Annotated in this window: 18 protein-coding genes; 4 read left to right on the top strand and 14 right to left on the bottom strand. The window is 41.5% G+C overall.

What is annotated here, in order from left to right; translation table 11 throughout:
• Nucleotides 1-21: 21 nt before the first annotated feature.
• The 5 genes from ACM0OT_RS08865 to ACM0OT_RS08845 all read right to left on the bottom strand — a co-directional run bounded on the left by ACM0OT_RS08865 (nucleotide 22) and on the right by ACM0OT_RS08845 (nucleotide 6,911).
• Nucleotides 22-858: a nitrate ABC transporter ATP-binding protein gene (locus tag ACM0OT_RS08865; RefSeq protein WP_414564012.1), complete on the bottom strand. Its 837-nt coding sequence runs from the start codon at nucleotides 856-858 to the stop codon at nucleotides 22-24.
• A 122-nt stretch (nucleotides 859-980) separates the two neighbouring features.
• Nucleotides 981-2,963 carry a nitrate ABC transporter ATP-binding protein gene (locus tag ACM0OT_RS08860; RefSeq protein WP_414564010.1) on the bottom strand — a complete coding sequence of 661 codons (1,983 nt, stop codon included), beginning with the start codon at nucleotides 2,961-2,963 and terminating at the stop codon, nucleotides 981-983.
• A gap of 124 nt (nucleotides 2,964-3,087) precedes the next feature.
• A complete protein-coding gene (ntrB, locus tag ACM0OT_RS08855; protein ID WP_414564009.1) occupies nucleotides 3,088-3,927 on the bottom strand; it encodes a nitrate ABC transporter permease in 840 nt (279 codons plus the stop codon).
• Between the two features lie 50 nt (nucleotides 3,928-3,977).
• Entirely contained in the window at nucleotides 3,978-5,273 is a 1,296-nt protein-coding gene (locus tag ACM0OT_RS08850; protein WP_414564007.1) for a CmpA/NrtA family ABC transporter substrate-binding protein, read from the bottom strand.
• An 87-nt stretch (nucleotides 5,274-5,360) separates the two neighbouring features.
• Nucleotides 5,361-6,911 (bottom strand): ferredoxin--nitrite reductase, encoded by a 1,551-nt coding sequence (locus tag ACM0OT_RS08845; protein ID WP_414564006.1) that lies wholly within the window; start codon nucleotides 6,909-6,911, stop codon nucleotides 5,361-5,363.
• A gap of 621 nt (nucleotides 6,912-7,532) precedes the next feature.
• Here ACM0OT_RS08845 and ACM0OT_RS08840 point away from each other — a divergent pair.
• The 3 genes from ACM0OT_RS08840 to ACM0OT_RS08830 all read left to right on the top strand — a co-directional run bounded on the left by ACM0OT_RS08840 (nucleotide 7,533) and on the right by ACM0OT_RS08830 (nucleotide 11,230).
• A complete protein-coding gene (locus ACM0OT_RS08840) occupies nucleotides 7,533-9,221 on the top strand; it encodes an NAD(P)H-quinone oxidoreductase subunit 4 (RefSeq protein ID WP_414564004.1) in 1,689 nt (562 codons plus the stop codon).
• A gap of 56 nt (nucleotides 9,222-9,277) precedes the next feature.
• Complete coding sequence (locus tag ACM0OT_RS08835) at nucleotides 9,278-9,691, top strand: ubiquinol-cytochrome c reductase iron-sulfur subunit (RefSeq protein WP_414564003.1); 414 nt, start codon at nucleotides 9,278-9,280, stop codon at nucleotides 9,689-9,691.
• 237 nt (nucleotides 9,692-9,928) lie between these two features.
• Entirely contained in the window at nucleotides 9,929-11,230 is a 1,302-nt protein-coding gene (locus tag ACM0OT_RS08830; RefSeq protein WP_414564234.1) for a HEAT repeat domain-containing protein, read from the top strand.
• Between the two features lie 57 nt (nucleotides 11,231-11,287).
• Here ACM0OT_RS08830 and ACM0OT_RS08825 read toward each other — a convergent pair whose 3' ends face one another.
• The 8 genes from ACM0OT_RS08825 to ACM0OT_RS08790 form a co-directional block, all read right to left on the bottom strand.
• On the bottom strand, nucleotides 11,288-11,881 hold the full coding sequence (locus ACM0OT_RS08825) for a Uma2 family endonuclease (RefSeq protein WP_414564001.1): 594 nt from the start codon (nucleotides 11,879-11,881) through the stop codon (nucleotides 11,288-11,290).
• A gap of 226 nt (nucleotides 11,882-12,107) precedes the next feature.
• A complete protein-coding gene (rppB, locus tag ACM0OT_RS08820) occupies nucleotides 12,108-13,490 on the bottom strand; it encodes a two-component system sensor histidine kinase RppB (RefSeq protein WP_414564000.1) in 1,383 nt (460 codons plus the stop codon).
• 46 nt (nucleotides 13,491-13,536) lie between these two features.
• Entirely contained in the window at nucleotides 13,537-14,217 is a 681-nt protein-coding gene (gene rppA / locus ACM0OT_RS08815) for a two-component system response regulator RppA (protein ID WP_414563999.1), read from the bottom strand.
• Nucleotides 14,214-14,792 carry a Uma2 family endonuclease gene (locus ACM0OT_RS08810; RefSeq protein ID WP_414563998.1) on the bottom strand — a complete coding sequence of 193 codons (579 nt, stop codon included), beginning with the start codon at nucleotides 14,790-14,792 and terminating at the stop codon, nucleotides 14,214-14,216. The genes rppA and ACM0OT_RS08810 overlap by 4 nt, the downstream gene beginning before the upstream one ends.
• A 237-nt stretch (nucleotides 14,793-15,029) precedes the next feature.
• Nucleotides 15,030-15,491 (bottom strand): hypothetical protein, encoded by a 462-nt coding sequence (locus tag ACM0OT_RS08805; RefSeq protein WP_414563997.1) that lies wholly within the window; start codon nucleotides 15,489-15,491, stop codon nucleotides 15,030-15,032.
• 46 nt (nucleotides 15,492-15,537) lie between these two features.
• Nucleotides 15,538-18,669, bottom strand: coding sequence for an efflux RND transporter permease subunit (locus ACM0OT_RS08800; RefSeq protein WP_414563996.1), 3,132 nt, complete (start codon nucleotides 18,667-18,669; stop codon nucleotides 15,538-15,540).
• A gap of 37 nt (nucleotides 18,670-18,706) precedes the next feature.
• Nucleotides 18,707-20,266, bottom strand: coding sequence for an efflux RND transporter periplasmic adaptor subunit (locus ACM0OT_RS08795; protein ID WP_414563995.1), 1,560 nt, complete (start codon nucleotides 20,264-20,266; stop codon nucleotides 18,707-18,709).
• A gap of 15 nt (nucleotides 20,267-20,281) precedes the next feature.
• Nucleotides 20,282-20,965: a DUF305 domain-containing protein gene (locus ACM0OT_RS08790; RefSeq protein WP_414563993.1), complete on the bottom strand. Its 684-nt coding sequence runs from the start codon at nucleotides 20,963-20,965 to the stop codon at nucleotides 20,282-20,284.
• A 236-nt stretch (nucleotides 20,966-21,201) separates the two neighbouring features.
• Here ACM0OT_RS08790 and ACM0OT_RS08785 point away from each other — a divergent pair, with 236 nt between their 5' ends.
• On the top strand, nucleotides 21,202-22,323 hold the full coding sequence (locus ACM0OT_RS08785) for an HhoA/HhoB/HtrA family serine endopeptidase (RefSeq protein ID WP_414563992.1): 1,122 nt from the start codon (nucleotides 21,202-21,204) through the stop codon (nucleotides 22,321-22,323).
• 631 nt (nucleotides 22,324-22,954) lie between these two features.
• On the opposite strand, the gene ACM0OT_RS08780 is transcribed toward ACM0OT_RS08785, so the two are convergent.
• Nucleotides 22,955-23,344 (bottom strand): hypothetical protein, encoded by a 390-nt coding sequence (locus ACM0OT_RS08780; protein ID WP_414563991.1) that lies wholly within the window; start codon nucleotides 23,342-23,344, stop codon nucleotides 22,955-22,957.
• Between the last annotated feature and the right edge of the window lie 242 nt (nucleotides 23,345-23,586).

Here is a 23,586-nt window from a genome sequence, read left to right as displayed (position 1 = left end):
ATCCGGAGGCTCTATTACGAATTATTCTGCGTGGGCGCATCGGCGATAGAGGAAGTCTAGGGCGTAGTTCCGCAGGTTGTAGTATTCCGGGTCTTCCATGATTTGGCGACGATTGCGGGGACGGGAGAAGGGTATATTTAGGACTTCGCCGATGTTGGCGGCTGGGCCATTGGTCATCATGACGAGTCTGTCTGCTAAAAATAGGGCTTCGTCAATGTCATGGGTAATCATTAAAACGGTGACTTGATGGTCTTGCCAGATTTGCAGTAGTTCTTCTTGCAATTCTTCTTTGGTGATGGCATCTAAAGCACCGAAGGGTTCATCTAAAATCAATACTTGGGGACGAATAGATAAAGCTCGGGCGATCGCCACTCGTTGTTTCATTCCACCGGAAATCTGTCCAGGTTTTTTGTCTGTGGCTTCTGTTAGTCCTACCATTGCTAGGTGTTCTCTAGCGATCGCTCTTTTTTCGGCTTTGGTTTTGTGGGGAAATACTGAATCTATAGCTAGATAAACGTTGTCAAATACACTCAGCCACGGCAGCAAGCAATAATTTTGAAATACCATCATCCGGTCTGGTCCGGGTTCAGTAATGGGTTTATCTTGCAATAGCACGACTCCATCGGTGGGGGTGTTGAAGCCGGAAATCATGTTGAGTAGAGTTGATTTACCACAGCCTGAGTGACCAATAATGCAGACAAATTCACCTTCGCGGACTTTGAGGTCAACGCCATCGATTACGGTGTAAGGGCCTTCAGCGGTTGGGTAAATTTTGCTGACACCTTCGATGACTAAAAAGTTATCTTTTTGTTGGTTTTGGAGTTCGTTTGTTTGGGTGCTTTTGTTTACTAATTGCATGGTTTATGTTTTGGTAATAAGTATTTTGATAAATGAACCACAGAGACACAGAGAAATTAGGATTAGAGAGGTTTTTTACAAGTTTCTTCAACTCCTCTGCGCCTCTGCGCCTCTGCGTGAGATTAAATCAACACCTCTTCAATGCGAACCTGCCGTTTAATTTCCAAACTATTAAGATACTCAATTGGATCAGAAGAATTAAACACTTTCCCATCAAATAAATGAATCGGATCATCCCAACCGATATCCAACAAACCCAAATCTCTCGCCGCCGCGCCAAAGACATCTGCACGACAAACTCGTTCAATAACTTCTACCCAATTTTTCGGAAATGGCACTAAATCCCAACGTGCTAATTGAGTTACCATCCACAAAAGTTCTGTACGGTTAGGATAGTTGGTTTTATTCAGATAAAACTGGTTATATCCCGTGAGTTCCTGGGGTTCAGTACCATCGCCGCGATTATAAGGGTCGATGAAACCAGGACGAACATATACCGGATTTACATCCAGATATTCAGGACGGCAAATTATCTCTAAAATTTCTTCGCGGTTGCGAAATTCATCACAGTATTGGCAAGCTTCTAATAATGCTTTAACTAAAGCAAGATAAGTTTCTGGGTACTTTTGCGCCCAATCTTCCCGCACTCCTAAAACTTTTTTCGGCTGTCCTGACCAAATTTCTAAAGCAGTAGCCGCAACAAAGCCGAAGCCTTCATGCACAGCCATGTAATTCCAAGGTTCACCTGCACAATAACCATCAATGTTACCGGCTTTGAGTTGAGAAACCATTTCCATTGGGGGAATCACACTCAAGCTGATATCTTGATCAGGATTTATGCCGCCAGCTGCTAACCAATAACGCAGAATTAAGTTCTGCATGGATGTGGGATGACTGACTCCTAGAGTGAGAACTTGATCGGGATATTCATTAATTACTGCCTTTAAGTCAGCTGGGTTTCTGACGCCTTGGTTGTATAATTTTTTGCTTAAAGTTATGGCGTTAGCGTTGCGGGAAAGATTTAAGGCATTCACTATACAAATCGGTGTTTTTCCACCAGCACCTAATGTCATAGCTAAGGGCATTCCCGCCAACATTTGGGCTGCATCTAATTTGCCTGTAGCCACACCTTTAGCAATTTCGTTCCAACTACCTGCACGGTTGAGGGTAATATTTTCTAACCCGTACTTGGCAAAAAAGCCTTTTTCTTTCGCCACGATTAACGGTGCAGCATCAGTTAAAGGCATAAAGCCAAGTTCTAAATTGACTTTTTCTAAACCACATTTAAATACTGGCGCTGGAATCTGCTGTGCTTTGCGTTTCTTAGCTTGCTTTTGTTGATTGAGGAAGTAAATTATTTCATTCCGCAGATTGTAGTAACTGGGATGTTTGACTACTTCCAAACGTTCACGGGGACGAGAAATAGGCACTTCCAGAATTTGCCCAATGTGCGCTTCAGGTCCATTAGTTAACATGACCACGCGATCGCTTAACAATAATGCTTCATCTACATCGTGTGTCACCATCACACAAGTAACATTGTGTTCGTTGCAGATTTTCATTAATTGGGCTTGCAAACTTCCCCGTGTCAAAGCATCCAACGCCCCAAAGGGTTCATCCAACAGCAACAACTTCGGACGAGTAGCCAAAGCGCGGGCGATCGCCACCCGTTGTTTCATCCCCCCAGATAACTCGCTAGGACGTTTATTCGCCGCTAGGCGCAGTCCCACCATATCGATATGTTCTTCAACAATGCCCCGGCGCTGACCTTTAGGCTCATTTTTATAAACCTCATCCACAGCCAAAGCAATATTTTCCCGCACAGTCAACCAAGGAAGCAACGAATAATTTTGAAACACTACCATCCTATCTGGACTAGGTTCTTTAATTTCCCGACCTTCCAAAGTCACACCACCAACACTGGCTTGATCTAAACCAGCAATGATATTCAACAAAGTTGACTTACCACAACCAGAATGTCCAATTAGAGAAACAAATTCCCCTTCTTTTATTTTTAATTCAATATTCTTCAGGGCGATATACTTGCCACCATTCGGCAAATCAAATACACGGTCAACGTGATCAACTTCAACAAAAGTAACCATTAGTCATTAGTCCTTAGTCATTAGTGCAGAACTCACCCAAAATCTCTTTAAAACCCTCTTAACTTTGTGCCCTACAGCCCTTACGGGCATCGCTGCGCGCGTGCGCCCTTTGCGGTTTGTTTAATTACTTCTGTTCCGCAACCACCTTATTAGCAATAAAAGCAACCAACTTATCAAGCACCAAACCAACTATCCCCACATATATAAGTGCCAGGATAATTTCACTCAAATTAGTATCTGTAGTTGTGTTATATGCATTCCAAATAAACGAACCAATGCCCACACCACCCACTAACATTTCTGCCGCCACAATTGCCAACCAAGATAAACCAATGCCAATTCGTAACCCAGTAAATATGTAAGGTACTGTAGCCGGAAACACGATTTTCACAAAATACTTAAATCCTCTTAACCGCAAAACCCTAGCCACATTGACATAATCTTGGGGAATTTGTTGTACACCTACCGTCGTGTTAATAATAATCGGCCAAATAGAGGTGATGAAAATTACGAAAATAGCTGAAGGGTTCGCCTGTTGAAATGCTGCCAAAGAAATTGGTAACCATGCCAAAGGTGGTACTGTCCGTAATACTTGGAATAACGGATCTACCGCATTGTAGAGAAAACGATTAGCACCTACTAAAATTCCCACAACTATACCAACAATAGCTGCTAGAGAGAAGCCAATACCAACTCGTTCTAAGCTGCTAATTATTTGCCATCCTAAACCTTTATCACTTTCGCCATTATCAAAAAATGGATGAATAATAAAAGGATCAAAGGTGTCGGTAAAAGTTTTTATCGGGCCAGGTAATTGAAAACCTGGCAATAAACTTAGTAATTCCCAAACTACTAAAAAAACAGCTAATGCTACTAACGGGGGAACAATTTTTTTCTGAATAAACTTATAAATAGCTTTTGGCGGTTTTTTTCTACCAACACGACTCCCCACAATAGCTGTCATTTCTGATTTCTCCTGTTAAATTATTGGACTACGCAAGCAGTGATTACAGCCTAAATTTTCTTGATTTTCAAGTTATTCAAATATTCTTCGGGTTTTTCTGGGTCGAATTTGACACCATCAAAGAAAGTCTCTATTCCGCGAGAAGAACTGCTAGGAATTTGAGTATCAGGGACGCCAATTGCTTTAGCTGCTTGTTTCCACAGGTCTTCTTTATTCACTTGGTCAACAACTTCTTTGACTTTGGTATTTTGTGGTAAATAGCCCCAGCGAATATTTTCAGTCAAGAACCAAATATCATGACTCTTATAAGGATATGAAGCGTTATCTGCCCAGAATTTCATCCGATATGCAAAGTTTTGTTCTGTGCGTCCATCGCCATAATCAATATTGCCTTTAGATCTTTCGATAATATCGGTAGCTGCAACGTTAAAGTATTTACGTTCCGAGCAGATTTTGCACATTTCTTCTACATTTTCTGGCTGGTCGCACCATTGTTGCGCTTCCAAAACGGCCATCAACATTGCTTTTGCCGCGTTAGGATTTTTGTTAACCCAATCTTGTCGCATGGCGAAGGCTTTTTCTGGATGGTCTTGCCATAACTGGCCTGTCACTAAGGCTGAATAACCGATTTTTTGGTTAACTAATTGAGCGTTCCAAGGTTCTCCCACACAGAAGGAATCAATGGTGTTGACTTTCATATTGGCCACCATTTGTGGTGGTGGTACAGGCGATAATACTACATCTTGGTCAGGATTTATACCGCCTGCTGCTAACCAGTAGCGCATCCATAAGTCGTGTGTACCGCCAGGAAAGGTCATCCCAAATTTCAAAGCGTTTTGCGCGGATTTGGCTTTAGATGCTGCTTCCTTCAGCGCCTTACTTTCTAACTTAACATTAAATTCTTTAAATTTATTAGCAACAGAAATTGCCTGACCGTTAGTATTTAATCGTGCCAAAATATACATAGGCACTATATTATTGATGGTCATCAGATAAGGCATGGGGCTGAGGATATGTGCGCCATCGATACCACCACCTGCTGAACCAATTGCCAAGTTATCGCGGGTGACAGGCCAGGATGTTTGCTTGATTACCTCGACATCAGTCATGCCATATTTGGCAAAGAAGCCTTTTTCTTTAGCGATAATTAAAGGTGCAGAGTCAGTTAAGGCGATAAATCCTAACTTAGCTTGGGTTGTCTCTACTTGTGGTGCGTTAGCGGCTAAGGAGACGTTAGTAGCTGTTGGACCTGATTGAGAATTATTTGTACAACCATGAGCCAAAATAGAAGCTGCTGCTGCCGCACCTGCGGTGAAAATGAATTTTCTTCTAGGAAAGTTTGTCATTTGCTTTAGTAGTGCTTGATGAATGAAAAAGAATGCGACAGATGCAGTCCTGGTAACTAAGTAGATTTTGACCAACGCAATTACGAATTAAATCAGTTTTGCTCCGAAGTGTTGGATGAGTAAGTCTCGTAATACTGGCTGTAAGTCTTCGCAAGGAATACCTTTTTGCACACATTCACCTAGATGTGCATCTTTGCCGACTTTGCCACCCATATAGATGTCTACGCCTTCTACGGCTTTACCATTTTTCCGGGTTTTGGTTCCCATCAAACCAATGTCTGCAACTTGGGGTTGTCCACAGGAGTTGGGGCAACCAGTCCAATGAATGCGTACGGGTTGAGTAAGGGTTAACTCGCTTTCTAAGGCTTTTACCATTTCCAGGGCGCGATTTTTGGTTTCGATGAGGGCAAAGTTGCAAAATTGTGCGCCTGTGCAAGATACTAGCGATCGCGCCAATATATCTGGATTAATAGCAAATCTCTGCAACAATGACTCTGTTAAAAAGGTTACTAACCGCGAGTCAGGAATATTAGGGATAATCACGTTTTGTTCGACTGTCAGCCGAATTTCTCCGTTGCCGTAAACCTCTGCTAGACTGGCAATTTCAAACATATCTTGGGCATACAACCGACCCACAGGAATATGCAAGCCTACGTAATTTAATCCAGACTGCTTTTGTTTATATACGCCAATGTGGTCACGTTTTTCCCAATCAATTTCGTCTTTGGTAGCTGCGGGTAACAATGATTTACCTAAACGCTGTTCCACTTCAGAGCGAAACTTATCTATACCCCATTCATCAAGTAGCCACATCAAGCGAGATTTCAGACGATTGGCGCGTAAACCGTTGTCACGATAAACTTCCAAAACCGCTCTACATACAGCCACTACCTCCTCTGGAGATACCCAAGCATTCAAAGGAATCGCCGCTTCACAACGCTTGGCAGAGAAAAACCCACCCACCAGAACGTTAAATCCAAAGATTGGTTCTTCCCCAGTTCCTTCTTTAAAAGCTGGAACAAAGGCTAAATCATTGATTTCCGCGTGAACTGAATTGTCACGTCCCCCGGCGATCGCAATGTTAAATTTCCGTGGTAGGTTGGTAAACTCTGGATTTCCTTGACCTTTGTTGGTAAGCATATCCTGAATTTGCTGCACCAATTCTCTGGTGTCGTATAACTCATCAGCATCCAACCCGGCTACAGGGTCACCTGTGATATTACGGACGTTATCCATCCCTGACTGGACACTGGTTAAACCAACAGCATGGAATCTATTAAAGATATCTGGTAAGTCTTCAATTCTGATCCCCCGCAGTTGAATGTTTTGTCTGGTAGTAATATCAGCACTGCCATCATCTCCGTAGCGCTGCACTACTGACGCTAAAACACGCATTTGATTGCTGTTGAGAATACCGTTAGGTATCCGCATCCGCATCATAAATTTGCCTGGGGTAACTGGGCGAAAAAAGACACCCACCCATTTGAGGCGATGATCCCGGTCAGTTGCATCCATTGCTTCCCATCCGAGATTGGCAAATTTTTCTATTTCCTCCTTAACTGCAAGTCCATCTTTTTCGGCTTTCAATTTCTCAAATTTATTGAGATTAACTTTAGTAGTTTCTGCTGTGACTGTCATAAACTGACTCTCATTGCAAGTGGCTGATAAGTTGTAAGAACCTCAAAAATCAATTGCCCAATCTCAAATAACCCATCATCTTTTAAAATCTGAATTACGAGTTGGTGTTTCTACAAGGTCTAGCGAAGGAAAACTGAATATTTGATTGTGGCTAATTTTTCGTACTCAAGAGTATTGCCAGGTGGCTCATCTGCTACTTTATGACCGACAAGATACCTTTTTGATGCTGAACACGACTTCGTAATTAATTGGGGGAAATTTGTAGTCTTTTACATTTGGATAATTTGTCAAGCAAGTTTGGTTACTGTTCATGTAACGATTTCGATACTTATCAGGTTAAGGTGAGATTTTTGATAAAATCGTATAAATTGCTACGCTTTTTGGAAATAATTGTTAAAAACGTATCGTTTGAATGCAATTTTTGCATTAAAGTCTTTTTCAATCTCAAAATAACTGTCAATATAGCCCGACTTGATTTTTTACTAAGTCGCCAGATAGACAGTCAGTGTTGAGCGCTGTAATTTTTAGTAGCAATAATGACCAAAAAGCTATTTATTAATAAATTATTAAAAAGTTTAATAATATGACATGATTTATAAATAAGTATTATTTCTTAGTCATATGATGGCAGATCAATTTCCCTGGCTAACCACAATTGTCCTGCTACCATTCATTGCTGCTCTGGTTATCCCTGTGCTACCCGATAAAGACGGCAAGTGGGTACGATGGTATGCATTGGGTGTAGGTGTTGCAGACTTAATTTTGATGTGTTATGCCTTTTGGCAACATTACGATGCCAGCAATGCCACTTTTCAACTAGAAGAAAATTATATATGGATGCCTCAGTTAGGTCTAAACTGGGCAGTTGCTGTAGATGGGTTATCGGTTCCGTTTGTACTTTTAGCCGGACTGGTGACGACACTGGCGATTTTTTCAGCTTGGCAAGTTGATCGCAGACCCCGTTTTTTCTATTTTCTGATGCTGGTGCTGTACTCGGCGCAGGTAGGAGTATTTGTCGCCAAAGACTTACTGCTATTTTTCATTATGTGGGAAGTAGAGCTAATTCCCGTATACCTACTCATCTGCATTTGGGGTGGGCAAAAGCGTCGCTACGCCGCTACAAAATTCTTGCTATATACGGCTGCAGCTTCTATATTTATTCTGGTAGCAGCACTGGCAATGGCGCTCTACGGTGGCGGTAGTATGACTTTTGATTTAGTTGATCTAGGACTAAAAGATTACCCGCTGAATTTAGAATTGCTGCTATATGCCGGATTGCTGATTGCCTTTGGTGTCAAGTTGGCTGTGTTCCCCATGCATACTTGGTTGCCTGATGCACACGGAGAAGCTTCGTCTCCAGTATCGATGATCCTAGCAGGTGTGCTATTGAAAATGGGTGGATACGGACTGATTCGCCTAAATCTGGGAATCCTTTCCGATGCACATATTTATTTTGCACCGGTTCTAGCTATTCTGGGGGTTGTCAACATTATCTATGGTGCGTTGAACTCACTCGCCCAATCGAATATGAAGCGTCGGCTGGCTTATTCCTCAATTTCTCACATGGGATTTGTACTGCTGGGTATTGCGTCCTTTACTGATTTGGGCATTAGTGGGGCCATGTTGCAGATGATTTCCCACGGTTTAATCGCGTCGGTGCTATTTTTCTTGGCAGGCGTAACCTACGATCGCACTCGCACGATGATCATGGATGATATGGGCGGCATTGGTCAAGTAATGCCCAAAGTATTTGCACTATTTACCATAGGCGCCATGGCATCGCTGGCTCTCCCAGGGATGAGCGGCTTTGTGGGCGAACTTTCGGTTTTTGTGGGGATAACTACTAGCGATGTCTACAGTTCAGCCTTCTGCATTGTGACTGTCTTCCTGGCCGCCGTGGGAATTATCCTCACGCCAATTTATCTGCTTAACCTGCTGCGAAAGGTATTCTACGGCACTAGTGCATCACTGATGTGCGACGTGAATAATGCCGCTTTAGAGAATCAGGAAGACGAGGGAACAGCTTGTTTTGGTACTGACTGTCTGCTGCCGGATGAAACCATTTATAGTGATGCTAGACCGCGTGAAGTGTTTATCGCTGCCTGTTTTTTAGTGTTGATTGTCGGTATCGGGTTTTATCCCAAGCTGGCTATGCAAATGTACGACGTCAAGACTGTGGCGATAAATGCTCAGGTTCGTCAATCTCTGATCATCGTCTCGCAAACAAATCCCCACATCTATGCCCAGGGATTGTTAGTTCCTACCATTCCCACATCTGAAGTAGCGCCTGTTTTGGGAGTTGTTGAGTAACTTTCTTGACATGCTAAGATAATGCTCTATCAGTATTACAGAGAATTTTCAGAATTATGAAACGTCGTGAGTTCATTAATTGGGTAGGTTTAGCAGGAATATCTAGTAGCCTACCCATAGCGATGGCAGCTTGTACTTCTGAAACTGCATCTGGAGATTGGCAAACAGTGGGGACTGTGGCAGATTTAGATCAGAATGGTGAATTACTGGTGAAAAACTGGCCTAATGTCAACGTTTTAGTGGTTGGTACATCTCAAAGCGAAAATCTGATTGCTGTTGATCCTACTTGTACACATGCTGGTTGTACAGTGACATGGCAAACTGAAGCCAAAAATTTCAACTGTCGTTGTCATGGTTCTGAATTTGGGGTTGATGGTAATGTACAAAAAGGCCCTGCTACAGAACCTCTCAAAACTTACATCGCTAAAATTGAGAATGATTCAGTTTTAGTTCAGCCAAATAAGATATAGAGGCTAGAGGCTAGCTACGGTGTACACACAAGTCTTATCAAGTTGCCTAGTAGCGTTTCGATCCCCCCTAACCCCCCTAAACCCCTTCGGGGATGCGCCTTTGGCGTAGGAAAAAGGGGGAAAAGAATCAAAGGGTTTCCCGACTTGTAGCAAGTGGCGTAGATTTAGGGGGATCAAATGATTTGTGTAACACGGTAACTTATCCCCGGGCCCCGAGTTCCCCAATCCCCAGTCCCCATCGTGAACAATATCAACCAGCTTTTGGTGCAAGCACAGTCAGCAAAGGATACGGCTGATTGGACATCACTAATTCAATATCTGCAACAGTTGATTTTGACAGAAGTCTCTACCAATCCAGAGATAATTAAAAATCAAGAACATCTTCTAGAATTAGCACTTGCGGTTTTACAAGTAGGAGACTTTCAGCAACGTTGGGATATTACTAAGGTGTTGACTCAGTTGGGAAATATTGCCATACCCCCGTTAATTGACATCTTAAAAGACGAAGCAGCCGAAGAAGAATTACGCTGGTATGCAGCCCGAATCTTAGGTGAGTTTCAACACCCAGATGCTATAGCCAATTTGGTGGAATTACTGAAAACTACCGAAGATGAAGAACTCAAAGTAATCGCTGCAACAGCAATAGGGCAAATGGGTACTGTAGCCATTACAGCACTTACTGAACTGCTACAACATGAAGATACAAGACTTTTGGCAGTGCGATCGCTTGCTTATATTGGCAGTAAAGAAATTATCCCTCCGCTATTAAGTGTGGTAGAAGATTCACAAGTAGTCGTCCGCACAACTGCTATAGAAGCCCTCAGTAGCTTTCATGATCAGCGCATACCACCAGTACTATTAAATGCTTTAGATGATGTCGCTACTACCGTCAGACGTGCAGCAGTGCTGGGTTTGGGTTTCCGCGCTGATTTATGTACAGAATTAGATTTAGTCACCAGACTACAACCTAGATTGTATGATTTGCATCTTGAGGTTTGTCGTGCAGCGGCGATCGCTCTGTCTCGCATGGGTACAGATGAAGCATCTCATCAATTATTTCAGGTGCTTGTATCACCTAATACACCCTTGCAACTACAATTAGAAATTATTCGAGGTTTAATGTGGTGTGAGACATTATCTGGTTTGGAGTATTTGCGCCAAGCATTTAATCGCACTACATCAGAAACACTATGGCAGGAAATTATTACAGTTTTAGGACAAGTACAAAAACCGAAATTAACGACACCAGCAGCAGAAATTGTATTAGAGGTATTGCAATCTCAACATCCAGCCACCAATATTGCCAGTATTAAAAGTGCGATCGCTCTAGCTTTAGGACAGTTAGGTAATCAACAAGCTACTGAGTCATTAATTTTACTTTTAGCTGATACTAATCAAATAGTCAGACTCCGGGCGATCGCGTCTTTAAAAAAACTAGCTGGAGAGGATGCATATCAACAATTACAGCAATTAGCTAACGACACCAAAATTACCCCAGATTTGCAACAAGGAATAGCGATCGCTTTAGCTGAGTGGTAAAAATAATCAAGTATAAATACAACAGCACAATTGCGTTGTTATGTCAGAGAATCAAGTTTATTCTTCTTGCTCGCTATCAGTAAAATTCACTTTTTCATAAATTTCCGGTAGGGAGATTTGTAAATCAACCGTGTTGAGTGATAAGGTAGCAGCTTGACCTTCTAATTCAGTAAACAACCATTGATCAGCCGCAGTTTTGACATATTGCATGACACGATATTGATATTGATCAATTAAAATATATTCCTGAAACTCTGGAATTGAACGATAGGAATGAAACTTATCCCCTTGGTCATAATTTTTCGTAGATTTAGATAAAACTTCTACAATTAATGATGGATTCGTGACAGTGGTGGTATTAGTCCCGGCGTAAACTGGTTTACCCTGAATTACCATGACATCAGGATAGGTGTACTGCTGATAACGGGGTAGCCACAACCGCACATCAGCAATATAAATCTCGTAATCTTGCCCCCGCAAAGCAAATTTTAAAGCAAATGCTACATTAAGAGCTATTTTATTATGATTGGTAGTGCCACCTGTCATGGGAATGATTTCTCCATTGCGGTATTCGCTTCTGAATTCGGCTTTTTCTTCTAATTCTAGATATTCTTCGGGGGTGTAATAACGTTTTTGAGTTGCGGTTTGCATAACAGTCTTCACCTACAGAAGTGCTAGATAGTTAGATTTTATCAAGGTTATTTTAATTATCTAGAGGAACGTCAGTTCTGGTTAATGTGAGCTGACTAAAGCAGACACAGACATCTGCTGGTTCAAAAGTGTAAAATGGGGCGTTGCAGAATAGAAATATGAATTAGTGCGTCTGCGCTCCGCGCAATCGCCTGACTCATATTCTGATTCAGCAATGCCACTAGGTTTAATTCAAAATAGCCCTTAACCAATTGCGTCCCTTATTTGGGACATTTTCAAACGGTACTTTAACAGTAAAATTACTACCTATTTTAAATTGGCTGTGTACTTCTATACTGCCTTGGTGTGAGTTAACAATGGCTTGGACTATAGCTAATCCTAAACCTGAACCACCAGTCATGCGAGAGCGATCGCTATCTACTCGATAAAAGCGATCAAAAATTCGCGGAATCTCTGCTTGAGGAATCCCAATACCTGTATCTTGCACCTGAATGACAGCCTGATAGTCATTGCGCTCTAAATAAATAGTTACCTTTCCATCTGCTGGTGTATATTGAATGGCGTTGACAATTAAGTTGGCAAACAAGCGATATAGTTGGTCTTCGTTACCGATAATAATTAAAGGTTGAGATACTCTGACTACTGTGGTTAGTTGGATGTTAGAGGCGATCGCTAAAGCTGCAAATTCTTCGATTAAGTCATTAATAATATCATTCAAACAACAAAGATGACGTTGTAGCGGTAAAGATTGACGATTTAAACGAGTTAGTAATAATAAATCTGCAACCAATGTTGTTAATCGCTGATTTTGTCGTTGGATGGTTTGCAAAATCTCTCGCGTTTCTTGTTCATCTAATTCAGCTAATAACAGCGCAGATTCTACCGTAGCTCGGGTTGCGGCTAACGGTGTCCGTAATTCATGTGCAGCATCAGCTGTAAATTGTTGGACTTGTTGATATGAAAAATAAATTGGTTGCATAGCTAACCCGGCTAACCACCAACTAGCAAATCCGACAACACCCATTGCTATTGGTAATCCCAAAGCCAAAGTCAGCTTCATGGCGTTGAGATAACTATTAAAATCTTCCAGACTGCGCCCCACTTGAATATAACCCCAATCACGATTATCTTGGGTGTGCAAATAAAAGGAAATTTGCTGATAAATAACACCTTGATTATCTGTTAAAGTTTGCCAAGTCTCCTGATTAAACTCTGAGGATAATCCCTGTGGATAAGCGCCCGCTATAGCAAACAAAGCGCCTGAAGTATCAAAAAATCGTACATAATAATTGCTTTGATTAATAGCAGTTAAAACATGACGCTGAGAACTCATCGATATTTGAGTACAACTTTGACCAACTACACAGATATTAGGTAAAAGCTGCTTAATTACAGGTTCTAATATTCCTGGTTTTTGGAGCTTTAATTCAATACTATCGTGCAGAGTTCCCGCCACAGACTGCAATTCCCGATTTAAAGTCACCCATTGAATCTGAGAAATCACCCGATAAATCCCATATCCACACAAACTTAAAATCACAGCCATCACCAAGGCGTACCACAAAGTCAAACGTAAACGCGTCTGCTGAAATAATTTATTTTGATTCATAAAACTCTTACTCTCTGCGCCTCTGCGCCTCTGCGTGAGACATGAATCAATTAACATTAAAACGATAGCCCAAACCATGTAAAGTTTCAATCACATTATCACATCCAACATGAGCTAACTTACGACGCAACAACCGAATCTGCGCCGCCACCACATTACTAACAGGTTCCGCATTCACTTCCCAAACTTGATTGCGAATTTGTTCAGTCGTAATAATTTGATTTGGATGCTTCATAAAATATTCCAGTAACTGAAACTCCTTATTAGTCAGAATAATTTCTTGAAAATCTTGACTAACAACCAAATTATTACCGTAATCTAAAGTTAAATTACTCACAGTTAATTTTTGAGGCTGGAATTGAGGCGATCGCCTTTGCAAAGCGCGTAACCTTGCTAATAATTCTGCCATACCAAATGGCTTAACTAAATAATCATCTGCACCTGCATCTAATCCAGCAACTTTATCTTTCATACTATCCTTTGCTGTCAACATCAACACAGGTAAATGATTATTAAACTTACGCAATCTTTTACATAATTCCAAACCAGAACTTTTAGGCAACATCCAATCAAAAATAGCTAATGTATATTGTGTCCAGCTATTTTCTAAATAAGCCCAAGCTTCATCACCATCCATTACCCAATCAACTAAATACTTATGTTGGGTAAGAGTTCGTTTAATCGCCGCCCCTAAATCTGGTTCATCTTCAACCAGTAATACTCTCATGCAAAAATTAATTGTAAGTTTAAAACAAAACCCGGAAGCACATCTTCACCAGATAAACTTGTAGGAGATTGTAAAACTTCCACTGGTTGATGAGGACGATAAATTTCTACTTGTTGGTTATGGGGATTAATTAACCAACCAAGTTGTAAACCATTAGCTAAATATTCTCGCATCTTGGCTTGAGTATCGGCTAAATCATCAGTTTCAGAAACTAACTCCACCGCAAAATCAGGACATAAAGGCAAAAATTTCTTTCTTTGCTGTGGTGTGAGACTTTCCCATCTTTCTATTTTTATCCAAGAAGCATCAGGAGAACGAGTTGCACTATTAGGAAGTTTAAAACCAGTGGAAGAATCAAAAGCCTTCCCCAATTTATATTGACCATTCCACAACCAGATTTGACCTAATAAATCAAAATTACGGTTTCCCGTTTCTCCCCCAGTTGGTGACATGATAACTAACTCCCCGTCAGCAGATAATTCAAAACGCAAATCTTTGTTAGCAGCAACAACCTGAGAAAATTCATCATCAGTAAATTGCAAATTAGCAGGTAATTGTAAAGTTAAAGTAGCCATGTTGCTTCGCTCCGAAGTCAAAAATCAAAATTCAAAATTAATTGTTTTCATAAATTCAGACTAGAAAACAGTAGTCATGTCTTTTAGGACTTACACACTCACTATGAAAATCAAGGCTTTGAGATTGCTTTTCTCCGGTTGCAATGACGAAAATACGTGGTTGGTTACGTAATTTCTGATTTATTTAATATTATAAATCTTGTAGGATGGGCATCTTGCCCGCCCATATATATATTATTATCGATTAAAGCTAAAACGTCCGTTGACCTTTTCACCTTTAAAATCTGCGTTAATTCGTACCTGATACTGACCAGATGCTGCTTCATTTAACATAGCTGTATAGTGTTTATCGTTGTCACTATAAGTAAAAGGAACAGTTTTTTCTTGACCATCAGGCATTTGCACTAAAGCCGTAACATTAGCATTAGGTACAGTTTCGTGAGTATCACCAGTTAGTAAATACAAATCTAAGTGACTTCCCCCAGCTTCTGGTGTAGCTAAAAATTCCAAATGATAATTACCAGTTTCCACAACTTGACCACCCTTAGTAGCGCCATGTTGATGACTTGATTTCGCTACAGATTCCACTTCATCTGTAGGATTTTTAGTATTTGCTACTTCATTACCATTACCACAAGCACCTAAAAACAGCAGTCCAACACTGGACAAAACAACTAAATTAGATGTGAGCCACTTCATATATTTACTCCTTTTCAACCACTACAATCAATAATAAAATTACGAATTACCAATCCCAAATAGCCTTTACAGCCTTACCATTTTCCATATTTACAGAAGGTTGTATTTGTTTAGGTATCAAAAATTTACCAAATTGAGCATACAACGCAGGTAATACTAACAAAGTTAAAGCCGTAGAAGTAAACAAACCACCCAAAACCACCACAGCCAGAGGTTGCAAAATTTCCTTACCTGCACCTGTACCAATCACCAAAGGAATCATCCCTAAAGCCGAAGTTAAAGCCGTCATTAAAATAGCAACTAAACGTTCCATTGAACCCTGATAAATAACTTCCTTTAAAGGTATCCCCTGCGCCAACTTGTGATTGTAATTATCTACTAACAATAATCCATTACGAGTCGCCACGCCAAATAAAGTAATAAATCCCACTAACGAAGCAACAGAAATAATTCCACCTCCCAAAGCTATGGAAATAATACCCCCCACCAGTGCGAGAGGTAAGTTAACCATAATCATCAACATCGCTGCAACAGATTTAACAGCAAAGTACATTAAAACTGCAATAACTAAAAATGCTATTCCCCCAAATAACAGCAGATTTTGGGTAGCACGTTGTTCTGATTCAAACTGTCCACCGTATTGAAGAAAATAACCTGTGGGTAACTGAATTGATTGACTAATTTGATTTTGAATTTCATCTACCACAGAACCTAAATCTCTACCAAAAACGTTAGCAGATACAACTATCAAACGAGAAACATTTTCCCGGTTAATAGTATTCGGCCCGGTTCCATAATTAATATTGGCAAGTTGCGCTAAAGGAATTTTTTGACCTGTAGGAGTATCTACTAACAAGTTACGAATTACATCTAAATTATTGCGTGATTCAGGCTGCAACCAAACCACCAAATCAAATAATTGTTGTCCTTCTAATACTTGAGATACAACTCGCCCATTCAAGGCTGTTTCTAAAGTATGACTCAAATCACCCACAGTTAAACCATAACGGGCGGCTGCTTCTCTATTAAATTTAATTTGCACCTGTTTAATAGGAACTTGGGGTTCTAATTGTAAATCTACAAGTCCGGGAATATTACCCATGACATCTTCTACTGCTGACCCCACACGGCGCAATTCTGGTAAATCAGGGCCAAATATTTTCACTGCGATCGCACTTCTTACACCTGATAATACCTCATCCATGCGATGGGAAATAAAACCACCAATACTAGGCGCAACACCAGGTATTTTGGCAAATTCTGTACGTAGCTTCTCAATACTCCCTTCCCGATCCTGCAATCCTTCTGCACTCAACTCCACATCTAAATGACCCAAGTTCACACCTCCCGCATCTGCATCACCAGGGGCGCGTCCTGACCGTAATTGCACGGTTTTAAATCTGGGGTCGTCCTTGAGTGTATCTTGCAAAGCAAATCCTACTTGATTAGTTGCTTCTAAGGAACTTCCCGGATATAGCACCATTGCATTCACTAAGGAGGATTCTTGAAACTCTGGTAAAAATACCCGTCCCAAAGTCGGCAGGATTACTAAAGAGGCGATTAAGGAAGCAGAGGCTACAACTAAAATAATTTTGGGAAAACGCGTCGTAAAACCGAGAATAGGACGATAAATACGCTGTGTTAAGGCACTCACCCAAGTATCATCTGTAGGTAGTTGTCGATTCGCTAATAAAATCGCGCAAAGTGCCGGGGATAAGGTCATCGCCACAAAAGTTGAGGCAAAAATTGATACCAAATAGGCGACACCCATCGGCGCAAATATCCGACCTTCTACACCTGTAAATGTAAAAATGGGGGCAAAGACAACAGCGATAATTACTGTGGAGAAAATTACACTGACTCTCACCGCCACAGAGGTATCATAAACAACTTTAAATGGATGCACCGGATTCCTAGCTACTTGGTTCTGACGTAAACCCCGGTAACAGTTTTCCATATCGACAATCGAGTCATCCACTACTGACCCGATGGCTACAGCTAGACCTCCCAGTGTCATAGTATTGATACCTTGACCGAACCAGCCGAGAATCATCATCCCTATCAGCACTGATAAGGGAATAGCACTTAAAGTAATGATGGCGGTGCGCCAGTTCATCAAGAACATCAACAAGATAATGCAAACAATAATGATGCCATCTCTGAGGGAACTGGTAACATTTTGAATGGCAGATGTAATAAAGTTTTCTTGGCGAAAGGTTTCTGTCACTACGACATCTGTGGGTAAGCCAGCTTTCACTTCTGTCATGGCTTGTTCGATGGCTTTGGTGACTGTGGGTGTGTCATTTTGCGGTTGCTTGTTAATGAGAACGACAACGGCTTGTTGACCATCTAAGCTACCATCACCACGTTTTAATCCTGCACCTATACGCACATCTGCCACATCTTGCAGTAGTACTGGTGTATTATTAGGGGAGGCGATCGCAGATTTTCCTAGTTCTTCAATGGACTCGATGCGTCCTAAACCCCGAATAATTAGTTCTTGGTCGGGATTAATTAAAAAACCACCCGCAGCATTGACGTTAGCGCCCCTAGCCGCAGCTGTCACTTGATCTAAAGTGACGTTAAAGGCTTGCAGTTTGGCGGGATCTACTAAAACTTGATACTGACGCACATCACCACCGTAGGCTATGACTTGGGAAACACCGGGTACGGCGAGTAAGCGATTGGTGACATCTGAGTCTACTAACCGCCGAATTTCCATGAGTGGTAAAGTTTCGGAAGTGAAGGCGTATTGTAAAACTGTGGCGATGGGGGAAGTTATCGGGGAAATTTGCGGGTTTTCTATACCTTCTGGCAGTTTTTGTTGTGCTTGTTGTAACCGTTCTGTTACTAGTTGTCTGGCTTGATAAACGTTTGTGTTCCAGTTGAAGATGACTTTAACTACGGAAATTCCCACGGCTGAGGAGGAACGCACGGTTTCTACTCCTGGTGTGCCGTTCATGGCACTTTCGATGGGGAGGGTGATCAGGGATTCGACTTCTTCTGGTGCGAGTCCGGGGGCTTCTGTTTGGATTTCTACTTGGGGTGGGGCAAAGTCGGGAAGGACATCTAATGGCATCTGGGTGAGGTTATATACACCCAAGCAGGTGATAATGACTGCGCCGAGTACAACTATCCAGCGTTGGATAATTGACCATTTGAGGATGGTGTTGAGCATAAGAAGAGGCAGGGGAGGGGGGAAAGACTTTAGGCTATTAACAAAATGTTTCTTCTTTATCTTCTTCATCTTCCCCAACTTCCACAGCTGCAAGCTTTGGTTGGCGGCGGTTTGACCAGAAGGCACCTGTGATGAAGGCTAAACAGGCGATCGCACTTCCTCCTATTACCACTAGCCACAATGGGAGGTTGGGTGTTGTAGGTTCTGGGGTGTGTTGATGTTCTGGAGTTGGGGGTTGATTGTCTCCGCGTAAGGATTGGGCGTAAAGTTGGTTGGCGCGTTGAGTAACTACTAAGTCTCCCTCGAATAAGCCGGTGTTGACTTCTACCATGTCGCCGGAGGTTTGACCTAAGGTGACTTCTACTGGTTGATAGGCGTTACCGTTTTGTATATATACCTGTTTGATATTATTGGCTTCTACTACGGCTGAACTTGGTATGACTAAGATGGGTGACGATGCTTGGTCTGTGAGGATTTCTAGTTCGGCAAACATTCCTGGTTTGAGGATTCCGCCTGGGTTACTAATTTCGGCTTTTACGGGTACGACTCTTGTTTGTCCGACTACAGAATCAATTACGGTAATGCGTCCAGTAAATATGCGGTCAGGGACAGATGCAATTCTGACGCGGATTTGTTGCCCAGTGCTAACTCGCTCTAAATCTTTTTCGTATATATTGGCAGTGGCGAATACTCGACTGTCGTTGACAATGGTCATGAGTTTATCACCTGCATCTTGAAATGATTGACCCAGGGTGACTTCTCTATCGGCGACCGTACCAGAAATCGGGGCGGTGATGGTGACTAATCCTCTAGGATTGCTACGGATTCCTAGTTGTTGCAGCCGGGTTTCGTATGTAGTATTACTTAGAGAAATGCGTGATTTGGCTGCATCTACAGCAGCTTGGGCGCGTTGCAGTTGATTTTGAGCAGTAATGACATCACGGTGGCTGTTAGCTGTGGTTAATTGTGCTTGCGCTTGGGCGAGTTGAGTTTGAGATTCTAAAACATTACGTCGTGGTAAAGCACCTGCATCAGCTAGTTCTTGGTCTTTGTCATATTTTTCTTGAGCAAAAGCTATTTGAGTTTGGGCTTGGGCAATTTCGGCGGCGGCAATTTTTTGAAAGCGATCGTAACTTTGTTGAGCTAACTTTAAATCAGCTTGAGCTTGTTGTAATTCCGCCCGACCTTGTGCCAATTTTTCCTCAGATTCTACACGTAGCGATACCAACTCTGGGCTAGATACCACAGCTACAGGTTGACCTCGTTGAACTACCGCACCCGGTTCCACCAATAGCTCTACCACTTTTGCCCCAGGAATGGGAGTGGTTACTTGGGCTTGTTGACTAGGTAAAGTTTCTATCTGCCCAGTGGTTTTGATACTCACCGCTAATGGCTGACGTTTCACCGGCTCAACTTTAATTCCTAAGCGTTGAGAAGTTTGAGCATCAACTTGAACAGGGGTGACAGAAGGTGTAGCATCACTTCCACTATTAAATTCGTCACCATGTCCAGGGTGAGCAATCACAACACCAGAACTAGCAAATAACAGAAAACTCAGCACGGTTCCCAGTGCTGGGGAAGGTAGAGAGTTAGGCATCGCTATCAAAAATCCTTACTTGTTATACCAAGCTTGTCGCCATTGTTTCATTTGATTAATTTCGGTTTCTTGCGCCTTGATAATTTCTTGGGCTAAATTCTTAATTTCCGGGCGCTGCGATTTTTCTAAAGTATCTTGCGCCATGACTACAGCACCTTCATGGTGAGGAATCATCGCATCGATAAAGCGCAAATCAAATTCCTCATCAGCTGCACCCAAATCCATACTCATCATCATGGCTTGCATTTGTTCTGGTGTCATCTCCATCATGTGACCCATTTCGGCATGATAAGCCAAGGGTTTATCCCCAGCGTTAGGATACCAAGCTGTCCGCCACTCACGCATTTGAGCAATTTCTTGGTTTTGGGCTGTAATGATTTCCTCGGCTAGTTGCTTCATCTCCGGACGTTGTGATTTTTCCTGAACTTCCTTAGCCATGACTACAGCACCTTCATGGTGCATAATCATGCCATCAATGAACCGCAAATCATAGCTAGCATCGGTTGGCCCTAAATCCATTGCATGATTCACCCCACCATGATGCATATTTTGGTGGTCAGTGGTTTCAGTTGCAGTAGTATTGGGGGTGGGGTTTTCGGCCGTATTGGGAGAACAAGCCGTCAACACTGCGCCAGAGACAGATGTCAATGCTACAAAACTCAACGCCAAAAAATTATTTCTCAAAAATTGATTTCGCATCAGTTGTCTTTCCAGCTATGGTTCTGCATTATATTTTGTACTCTCTAGTTGACTAGAGAGTCAACAGTGGCATTGATTGTTTCCCAGAACTAGTTGTGCAAGCTTCTGTTTGATATGTAATATCTAGCTTTGCAGACAAAAATGAAATCAAGATGAAATGCTTTTAATTACTAGAATGGGAGTATGAGGAATAAGGGAAAGTAAGCAATGACTAATTACTAATTTCGCAATTTTGTATGAACAATTTTCTTCAGCAACCTGCACTTTATTTGGTATTACTTGTAACTGGTTGTGCCACTAGCACGGCTATCAGGAATACTCAACAGCCCGTATTACCAAACATACTGCCGCCATCAGCTACAAATACAGATGTCAATTATATAACTCAAGTTGTCCAACAAGTGGGGCCAGCCGTGGTGCGAATTGACTCGACTCGGACTGTAGCAGTATCCCCAGACCCTGTATTTGAAAGGTTTTTTCAGGGAGAGTTACCCACTAGAGAAGAAGTGCAACGAGGTCTTGGTTCAGGATTTATTACTACTGCTGATGGACTAATTTTTACTAATGCCCATGTGGTGGAAAATGCAGATAATGTCACAGTTGTATTGAAGGACGGTCGCCGTTTTCAAGGTGAGGTGGTGGGTACTGATTCTGTCACAGATGTGGCTGTGGTGAAAATTCCGGCGACAGAATTACCAACAGTGAAGCTAGGTAACTCAGATAATTTAAGACCAGGAGAGTGGGCGATCGCAATAGGTAATCCCCTCGGGTTAGATAACACTGTCACCCAAGGAATTATCAGTGCTACACAGCGTTCTGTGGCGGCTTTGGGTGTACCAGCCGAGCGAGTTGACTTTATCCAAACCGATGCAGCCATTAATCCGGGGAACTCTGGCGGCCCTTTGCTGAATGCTCAAGGAGAAGTAATTGGGATGAATACCGCCATCATCCAGGGAGCGCAAGGATTAGGCTTTGCTATTCCCATCAACACGGCTCAACGAATTGGCCAACAATTAATAGAAAAAGGACGCGTAGATCATCCATATATCGGGCTGCAAATGGCTCAATTGAGTCCAGAATTGCGCGAGAAAATTAATCAAAGTGATATTGATATTGAAATTACTCAAGATACTGGTGTCATTGTTTTAGGAGTCGCCCGTAACTCACCTGCTTTTCGTGGAGGTTTACGTCCAGGTGACATTATTGAAACCATGAATAATGTAGCTATTCAAGATGTCAAGCAAGTACAACAACAAGTAGAAAATACCAATATTGGTAATCCCATACAAATTACTGTCAGTCGCAACGGTAGCCGACAGATATTAACAGTTCGACCAGAAGCATTACCAACAAAATAGGAAACTACTTAGTGACTGTTGTTTTTTTTCGTATAAAATAATCTTCATTTAAAAGTAGCTTGGGTCAAAAGCAAACATCTTAAATTAAATTTAATGTCAGTAGGAGTTTTAAAACAGTCGCTTGCATTTGCAAACCTTTTAGGGAATGAAACAGCCCTGGTTTCAAGGGGGGTTAGGGGGTATCGAAACGCTGTTAGGAAACTTGATAAGACTTGTGTGTAAACGGTAGCCTCGTAGGATAAAGACTTTGAATTCCTGATTTGGAAGTTAGATTTTCCACAGCAAACTCAAAAGATATATCTCAATTCTCTATCGTTTGCTAGAGGCAAAAAAATTATCATTTACTATACTTGCGGTGATATTTGCAATCCGTCTGAAATAACCAATAAGCCTTTCCTAATTACAAATTATCATGCAAGGTTTTTGCTTAGGTTCTATTTTCAAGAGGGAAATCCCCATAAACCTGTCTTAGTTATTAATATTTTTCCTCATCCTCTGGAATTTAAGCGCTGGTATCTTCAGGCTAATATTAATCACTACGACTTAATTACAGCCAATCATTTGGCTACTTGAATCAACGCCAACGAAATTTGGGTCAGGCAGCTTAATTATTTACGAAATGATTATAATATTATTTTAAAGGGTTTTTTGGAGAAAATTTCCCATTTTTAGGGGCATATTCAGAGCAGTCTTTCGCCTGTTCGGTGAGAACCAAAGAAGGTTCTACGGCACATTTGAGATAATGATTATTGGAGTAAAATCGACAATTACGGCAGGGTACTTGATGTAAGGACTTAATACTAAAGACCATTTTATGATCTAAAACAGTCCGAATTTTTTGTAATATCAAGAAAAAAACTACCCAACTGAAAATTAAGGCAATGGGTGATAAAGTAAGAGCTATATCAGAGACATCTAAGCTATCTTGTTGTGTTGGTTGTGATCTAATTTCGCTCTGAATTACCTGACGCAACTTGAGATTATCAGCTACTTTATTGGGCAGGATTGGCTCGACAGACATATTATTTAACCTCGGCTATCTAATTATTGTGTGTTTGTTTTGATACAAAGCTAATTGGTAATTTTGGAGCCACAATCAGTAATTAATTAAGTAAGAGAATAGCCAATGAATAAGAAATTAAATTTTGATTAGCTTTTTGCAGCCTGAGAATATAGTAAAAATAGGTATATAGTAATACTTCCTCTATAAGTTGTAAAATTAAAGAAGACATCAGGAATACACCTCAAGCCCAGGCCAAGAGA

Origin of the sequence: Anabaena sp. CCY 9613, assembly GCF_963920895.1 — a bacterium.
Classification (GTDB): domain Bacteria; phylum Cyanobacteriota; class Cyanobacteriia; order Cyanobacteriales; family Nostocaceae; genus Cyanocohniella.
Note: the sequence above shows the minus strand (reverse complement) of the source record. Positions and strands in the feature narration are given on the sequence as shown.

Excerpts from the sequence above, each read along its gene's own strand:
- ACM0OT_RS08835 (WP_414564003.1), top strand. The coding sequence starts at position 9,278 with ATGAAACGTCGTGAGTTCATTAATTGGGTAGGTTTAGCAGGAATATCT.
- ACM0OT_RS08805 (WP_414563997.1), bottom strand. The coding sequence starts at position 15,491 with ATGAAGTGGCTCACATCTAATTTAGTTGTTTTGTCCAGTGTTGGACTG.
- ACM0OT_RS08785 (WP_414563992.1), top strand. The coding sequence starts at position 21,202 with ATGAACAATTTTCTTCAGCAACCTGCACTTTATTTGGTATTACTTGTA.
- ACM0OT_RS08780 (WP_414563991.1), bottom strand. The coding sequence starts at position 23,344 with ATGTCTGTCGAGCCAATCCTGCCCAATAAAGTAGCTGATAATCTCAAG.
- ACM0OT_RS08795 (WP_414563995.1), bottom strand. The coding sequence starts at position 20,266 with ATGCCTAACTCTCTACCTTCCCCAGCACTGGGAACCGTGCTGAGTTTT.
- ACM0OT_RS08825 (WP_414564001.1), bottom strand. The coding sequence starts at position 11,881 with ATGCAAACCGCAACTCAAAAACGTTATTACACCCCCGAAGAATATCTA.
- ACM0OT_RS08860 (WP_414564010.1), bottom strand. The coding sequence starts at position 2,963 with ATGGTTACTTTTGTTGAAGTTGATCACGTTGACCGTGTATTTGATTTG.
- rppB (WP_414564000.1), bottom strand. The coding sequence starts at position 13,490 with ATGAATCAAAATAAATTATTTCAGCAGACGCGTTTACGTTTGACTTTG.
- ACM0OT_RS08865 (WP_414564012.1), bottom strand. The coding sequence starts at position 858 with ATGCAATTAGTAAACAAAAGCACCCAAACAAACGAACTCCAAAACCAA.
- ACM0OT_RS08850 (WP_414564007.1), bottom strand. The coding sequence starts at position 5,273 with ATGACAAACTTTCCTAGAAGAAAATTCATTTTCACCGCAGGTGCGGCA.
- ACM0OT_RS08790 (WP_414563993.1), bottom strand. The coding sequence starts at position 20,965 with ATGCGAAATCAATTTTTGAGAAATAATTTTTTGGCGTTGAGTTTTGTA.
- ntrB (WP_414564009.1), bottom strand. The coding sequence starts at position 3,927 with ATGACAGCTATTGTGGGGAGTCGTGTTGGTAGAAAAAAACCGCCAAAA.
- rppA (WP_414563999.1), bottom strand. The coding sequence starts at position 14,217 with ATGAGAGTATTACTGGTTGAAGATGAACCAGATTTAGGGGCGGCGATT.
- ACM0OT_RS08800 (WP_414563996.1), bottom strand. The coding sequence starts at position 18,669 with ATGCTCAACACCATCCTCAAATGGTCAATTATCCAACGCTGGATAGTT.
- ACM0OT_RS08810 (WP_414563998.1), bottom strand. The coding sequence starts at position 14,792 with ATGGCTACTTTAACTTTACAATTACCTGCTAATTTGCAATTTACTGAT.
- ACM0OT_RS08840 (WP_414564004.1), top strand. The coding sequence starts at position 7,533 with ATGATGGCAGATCAATTTCCCTGGCTAACCACAATTGTCCTGCTACCA.
- ACM0OT_RS08845 (WP_414564006.1), bottom strand. The coding sequence starts at position 6,911 with ATGACAGTCACAGCAGAAACTACTAAAGTTAATCTCAATAAATTTGAG.